General features: G+C 66.9%; 2 protein-coding genes and 1 pseudogene. 1 reads left to right on the top strand and 2 read right to left on the bottom strand.

Annotated features, from left to right (window positions below):
• Positions 1-126 precede the first annotated feature (126 nt).
• Both BRAO375_RS19520 and BRAO375_RS19515 read right to left on the bottom strand, forming a co-directional pair.
• Positions 127-1,257 (bottom strand): hypothetical protein, encoded by a 1,131-nt coding sequence (locus BRAO375_RS19520; protein ID WP_009029168.1) that lies wholly within the window; start codon positions 1,255-1,257, stop codon positions 127-129.
• On the bottom strand, positions 1,254-1,952 hold the full coding sequence (locus tag BRAO375_RS19515) for a FecR family protein (protein WP_009029167.1): 699 nt from the start codon (positions 1,950-1,952) through the stop codon (positions 1,254-1,256). Before BRAO375_RS19515 ends, BRAO375_RS19520 begins: the two co-directional genes overlap by 4 nt.
• 139 nt (positions 1,953-2,091) lie before the next feature.
• Here BRAO375_RS19515 and BRAO375_RS19510 point away from each other — a divergent pair.
• Positions 2,092-2,365, top strand: a pseudogene (locus BRAO375_RS19510) (phospholipid carrier-dependent glycosyltransferase); the annotation flags it as partial.

Genomic DNA, 2,365 nt, shown 5'->3' with positions numbered 1-2,365 from the left:
CCTCCGCGCGCTCCGGCGAGCTCGTCGATTTGAATGACGATCATCATTCAATAGGGGCGCAGGCACGCGCCGGTCAAGGCGACGCGCACGCAGAGCCATCATGATTTCTTGAGCGGGCTGGAAGGCCTAGTAATGGATGCGCAGGCCGACGCCGCCGTGGATGGTGTTGCCGACCGGCTGCGGGCCGAGCGTGCCGTTGACAAACAAGTCGGCGATCCAGCCCTTCTGCAGGCGGAAGCCGAGCCGGCCGCCATATTCGAACCAGCCCTGGTTGCCCGTCGTCGGCGTCACCGTGCCGTTGCCCGTGACGGTGGCGACAAGGCCCGACTTCGAGGCGAACGACTGCACATAGCCGCCATTGACATTGGCCTCGATGCTGGAGCCGAACAGGTGCGTCCACTGGCCGCCGACCTTGAGCAGGCTGGTGCGGTCGGTGCCGCCGGCGATCGACGCGTCGAACGGATTGAAGGCGACGGCGGGATCGCGATAGGCGCCGACGCGCTGCCACAGCTGCCACAGCTCGATCGAGGCGGCAATCTCGTCGCGCGGCGACATCCGGCTGATCCATCCGGCGCGGCCATGGACGGCGTAGTTCGACGCGGTGGTGGTGCCGTCCACCGTCACGCTGCCGAGGCTCGTGACGTAGCTGCGGCCGTAACGCACGCGCTCATAGGGCGTCAGGATGGTGCCGATGTCGAAGAACGGCCGCGACGAGCCCCAATCGGTGACATCATAGCGCAGCGCAAAGGCGCCGATCGGCGCCGAGGTCACGTGATAGCCGTTCTCGTTGTAATGCGTGTAGGCGAGGCCGGCGAGCAGCGCGAGATTGCTGGTGAGCTGCTTGCGGCCGTGAATCCCGGCCGAGAACGAGCCGGCCGAGCCGAACGCGCTGATGCAGTCGTTGCAATTGATCTGCTCGTTGACGCCGAGCAGCACCAGGCCGAGCACCCGGTTGGTGATCATCTGGTTGAAGCGCTGGTCGGCGAGGCCGTTGATGGCGGCAGCGCTGTTGCCCGCACCGGTCGGCGTCGGTGTCGGCGAGATCGAGGGAATGGGAGTCGGGGTCGGCGTCGGGGTCGGTGTCGCGGTGGGGCTCGGTGAGGGCGACGGCGTCGGGCACGGCGCCGCCGCGAAATTCTCCACGTCGCAGCTGCTCTGCGCCGCGGCCGGCGCCGCCTGCAGCACGAGCGCGAGCAGCCCGGTTGCGAGTGCGGTCGTCAGTGCAGCGAGGAAACGGCGGAGCGCTCGCATCATCATCGCCCGCACAGAATGCCGGTGAAGTCCTGCGGCGGCGCATTGCTGGCGAGATCGGTCACCGTGCAAAGCCCCGACGTCGATGTGCAGGTGGCGGCGAAGCTCCAGGACGGGTTGTTGGTCTTCTTGATCGCGCTGCGGCCGCTGCCGGTCGCGGTGATCACAGCGGTGTCGCCGGGCTGGGTCAGCTCGATGCATTGGAAGGTGAGGGTGCAGACCCGCGATGCGCCTTCCTGCAGCACCACCATGGTCTCGCCGCGCCGCGAGCGGATGTCGAGGATGGTGCCGCGCACGCCGATGGTCGCGAGCGGCGTGTTGATCTTGTAGGCGGCCTTGTCGGAATGGCCGGTGACGAAACGAAATGCTCCCGTGCCGAGCCGGATGGCGATGTCGCGATAGCTGGTCTCGTCGTTGAACACGGTGCGATCGAGCGTCAGCGACGCATTGGCGCCGAGCGACAGATTGGTGCTGTCGATCATCACCAGGCGCGCGGCGCTGTCCTGGCCGGTGCGCACCGTCTCGTTGCGCACGACGCCGTCGCCGACATTGATCGGGCTCGTCGACGCGCCCGCGATGCGCAGCACGTCCTTCTGCACCAGCACGGCCTCGCCGATGCGATTGTCAGCGCAGGCCTCTCCCGCAACACCCAGCAGGGCGGCGGCCAGCGCGGCAACGCATGTTCGGCGACGCAGAGTCATATCCACACCGAAGTTTGTTCCAGGTGCAATCTAGCCGAAGACGGCTCGCGGGGTTGTTGTAAAAGGGACACAAGTTTGCCTCGACGCGTCTTCGGTGTTTAGTTGCGGTCAGGACGAGATCAGTTCAACGCGTAGGCCCATGAAGGTATCTGCTGCTCGCCGCGACGATGACGACGACGATGTCGGCGATGCCGTGCCGGAGGGCGGCCTGTCGGTCCGCCGCTCGCTCTCGACCGTGCTGCTGATCTTCTTCATCGCCCATGTCGCGCTGATGGTCGGGCTCGCGGCGCCGCCCAAATTCGTCTTCGACGAGGTGCATTACGTGCCCGCCGCGCGGCAGATGCTGGGGCTGGCGCCGGCGAGCCCGCAGCTCAACCCGATGCATCCGCCGCTCGCCAAGGAGCTGATCGCGC

The sequence above is a fragment of the Bradyrhizobium sp. ORS 375 genome (genome assembly GCF_000239775.1).
Classification (GTDB): domain Bacteria; phylum Pseudomonadota; class Alphaproteobacteria; order Rhizobiales; family Xanthobacteraceae; genus Bradyrhizobium.
Note: the sequence above shows the minus strand (reverse complement) of the source record. Positions and strands in the feature narration are given on the sequence as shown.